The 3,951-nt window shown below is 57.2% G+C and carries 2 rRNA genes; both read left to right on the forward strand.

The annotated features are described in order from the left end of the window. A 16S ribosomal RNA gene (locus D474_RS0126955) occupies positions 1 to 1,330 on the forward strand; the annotation flags it as partial. 312 nt (positions 1,331 to 1,642) lie between these two features. Continuing rightward, positions 1,643 to 3,951: ribosomal RNA gene (locus D474_RS0126960) — 23S ribosomal RNA — on the forward strand; the annotation flags it as partial.

Genomic DNA, 3,951 nt, shown 5'->3' on the forward strand with positions numbered 1-3,951 from the left:
TTTTTCGGTTGGGGATGGGCTCGCGGCCTATCAGCTTGTTGGTGGGGTAAAGGCCTACCAAGGCGATTACGGGTAGCCGGCCTGAGAGGGCGACCGGCCACACTGGGACTGAGACACGGCCCAGACTCCTGCGGGAGGCAGCAGTGGGGAATCTTGCGCAATGGGCGAAAGCCTGACGCAGCGACGCCGCGTGGGGGATGACGGCCTTCGGGTTGTAAACTCCTTTTACCACTCACGCAGGCTCCCAGTTCTCTGGGGGTTGACGGTAGGTGGGGAATAAGGACCGGCTAACTACGTGCCAGCAGCCGCGGTAATACGTAGGGTCCGAGCGTTGTCCGGAATTATTGGGCGTAAAGAGCTCGTAGGCGGCGTGTCGCGTCTGCTGTGAAAGACCGGGGCTTAACTCCGGTTTTGCAGTGGATACGGGCATGCTAGAGGTAGGTAGGGGAGACTGGAATTCCTGGTGTAGCGGTGGAATGCGCAGATATCAGGAGGAACACCGGTGGCGAAGGCGGGTCTCTGGGCCTTACCTGACGCTGAGGAGCGAAAGCATGGGGAGCGAACAGGATTAGATACCCTGGTAGTCCATGCCGTAAACGATGGGCGCTAGGTGTGGGGACTTTCCACGGTTTCCGCGCCGTAGCTAACGCATTAAGCGCCCCGCCTGGGGAGTACGGCCGCAAGGCTAAAACTCAAAGGAATTGACGGGGGCCCGCACAAGCGGCGGAGCATGTTGCTTAATTCGACGCAACGCGAAGAACCTTACCAAGGTTTGACATCACCCGTGGACCTGCAGAGATGTGGGGTCATTTGGTTGGCGGGTGACAGGTGGTGCATGGCTGTCGTCAGCTCGTGTCGTGAGATGTTGGGTTAAGTCCCGCAACGAGCGCAACCCTTGTTCCATGTTGCCAGCACGTGATGGTGGGGACTCATGGGAGACTGCCGGGGTCAACTCGGAGGAAGGTGGGGACGACGTCAAGTCATCATGCCCCTTATGTCTTGGGCTGCAAACATGCTACAATGGCCGGTACAGTGGGCGTGCGATGCCGTAAGGTGGAGCGAATCCCTAAAAGCCGGTCTCAGTTCGGATTGGGGTCTGCAACTCGACCCCATGAAGGTGGAGTCGCTAGTAATCGCGGATCAGCAACGCCGCGGTGAATACGTTCCCGGGCCTTGTACACACCGCCCGTCACGTCATGAAAGTCGGCAACACCCGAAACTTGCGGCCCAACCCCTTTGTGGGAGGGAGTGAGTGAAGGTGGGGCTGGCGATTGGGACGAAGTCGTAACAAGGTAGCCGTACCGGAAGGTGCGGCTGGATCACCTCCTTTCTAAGGAGTCTTTTTCAGGCCAGCCGTTGTCTATGGTTGGTCGGACTCGAGAGTGGACTCAAGAGCCCTTGTGGTTACTTGGGATGGTTGTTGGAGAATCGAACTTGACCCCGGGGTGTCTAGGAGGCTCTGGGGGCGTGCTGTTGGGTGTCTGAGGAAGCAACCTGTGTGTTGGTTCCCGCGGACCACCGTCCCGAACTCCCGTGGGGTTGGTTGCCTGTTGGTGGCTGGCTCTTTCGGTGTGAGGTAGGGGTGTTTGTGGTTGGTGTTTTGATTTGTGAATAGTGTGCGCGAGCATCTTATTATCTGTAGTGGCCAAGTGATAGTGGCATACGGTGGATGCCTTGGCACCAGGCGCCGATGAAGGACGTGGGAGGCCGCGATAGGCCGCGGGGAGCTGTCAACCGAGCTTTGATCCGTGGGTGTCCGAATGGGGGAACCTAGCCCGAGTTGTGTCGGGTTGCCGCTGTCTGAATGTATAGGGCAGTTGGTGGTGACGCGGGGAAGTGAAACATCTCAGTACCCGTAGGAAGAGTAAACAACAGTGATTTCCTGAGTAGTGGTGAGCGAAAGGGAATGAGGCTAAACCATGTGCGTGTGAGAGACGGTAGTCGTTGCGTGTGTGGGGTTGTGGGGTGCATCTGTTCGGGTCTGCCGGCCCGGAGCACTGGTGGTTCTTTTAGCTGAATCCGTTGGGAAGCGGTACCGGAGTGGGTGAGAGTCCCGTAGGTGAAGGAAGAGCCCAGGTGTTGGTGCATGCCCGAGTAGCGCGGAGCCCGAGGAATTCCGTGTGAATCTGGCAGGACCACCTGCTAAGCCAAAATACGTCCTGGTGACCGATAGTGCACTAGTACCGTGAGGGAAAGGTGAAAAGTGCCCCGGTGAGGGGTCGTGAAATAGTACCTGAAACCGTGTGCTGTCAAGCCGTCAGAGCTGGTCCTTGTGGCTGGTGATGGCGTGCCTTTTGAAGAATGAGCCTGCGAGTCATGGTGTGTGGCGAGGTTAACCCGGGTGGGGTAGCCGTAGGGAAACCGAGTCTGAAGAGGGCGTTGGAGTCGCATGCTGTGGACCCGAAGCGGAGTGATCTACCCATGTCCAGGGTGAAGCGGGGGTAAGACCTCGTGGAGGCCCGAACCCACCAGAGTTGAAAATCTGGGGGATGAGGTGTGGGTAGGGGTGAAAGGCCAATCAAACTCCGTGATAGCTGGTTCTCCCCGAAATGCATTTAGGTGCAGCGTCGCGTGTTTCTTGCTGGAGGTAGAGCTACTGTTTGGCTGATGGGCCCGACCAGGTTACTGACGTCAGACAAACTCCGAATGCCGGTGAAGTGAAGCGTGGCAGTGAGACTGCGGGGGATAAGCTTCGTATGTCGAGAGGGAAACAGCCCAGATCATCAGCTAAGGCCCCTAAGCGTGTGCTAAGTGGTAAAGGTTGTGGAGTTGCTGAGACAACCAGGAGGTTGGCTTAGAAGCAGCCATCCTTTAAAGAGTGCGTAATAGCTCACTGGTCAAGTGGTTCTGCGCCGATAATGTAGCGGGGCTGAAGCACACCGCCGAAGCTGTGGAGCCCAAATTTGTTTTGGGTTGGTAGGGGAGCGTCGTGCATCCGGTGAAGTCGTCGAGTGATCGTGCGGTGGAGGGTGTGCGAGTGAGAATGCAGGCATGAGTAGCGAGAGCAGCGTGAGAAACGTTGCCGCCGATTGACTAAGGGTTCCTGGGGCAGGTTAATCCGCCCAGGGTGAGTCTGGACCTAAGGCGAGGCCGACAGGCGTAGTCGATGGATAACGGGTTGATATTCCCGTACCCGTGCACGAGCGTCCATGCTGAATCGGGTGATGCTAACCACGCTGGATCTTTTGTCGGCCTTCGGGTCGGTGATTGGTGTCCGGTCTGGGAACCGATCTTGTAGTAGGCAAGTGATGGGGTGACGCAGGAGGGTAGCTCTACCCGGCGGTGGTTGTCCGGGGGTAAGCGTGTAGGCCGGTGTGTTGGCAAATCCGCACACTGTGGGGCTGAGACGTGATGCCGAGCCGTTTTTGGTGAAGTGAGTGATCCCGTGCTGTCGAGAAAAGCCTCTAGCGAGTTCGTGTGTGGCCAGTACCCTAAACCGACGCAGGTGGTCAGGTAGAGAATACCGAGGCGTTCGGGTGAACCATGGTTAAGGAACTCGGCAAATTGTCCCCGTAACTTTGGGAGAAGGGGAGCCCTGTCTGGTGAAGGAACGTGCTTCTGGAGCTGGGTGGGGTCGCAGATAGCGGGGGGAAGCGACTGTTTATTAAAAACACAGGTCCGTGCGAAGTCGTAAGACGCTGTATACGGACTGACGCCTGCCCGGTGCTGGAACGTTAAGAGGACTGGTTAGCGGGTTCGTCCTGCGAAGCTGGGAATCTAAGCGCCAGTAAACGGCGGTGGTAACTATAACCATCCTAAGGTAGCGAAATTCCTTGTCGGGTAAGTTCCGACCTGCACGAATGGCGTAACGACTTCCCCACTGTCTCAACCATGGGCCCGGTGAAATTGCACTACGAGTAAAGATGCTCGTTTCGCGCAGCAGGACGGAAAGACCCCGGGACCTTCACTATAGCTTGACATTGGTGTTTGGGATGGTTTGTGTAGGATAGG

Origin of the sequence: Nocardiopsis salina YIM 90010, from assembly GCF_000341025.1 — a bacterium.
GTDB classification, from domain to species: Bacteria; Actinomycetota; Actinomycetes; order Streptosporangiales; family Streptosporangiaceae; genus Nocardiopsis; species Nocardiopsis salina.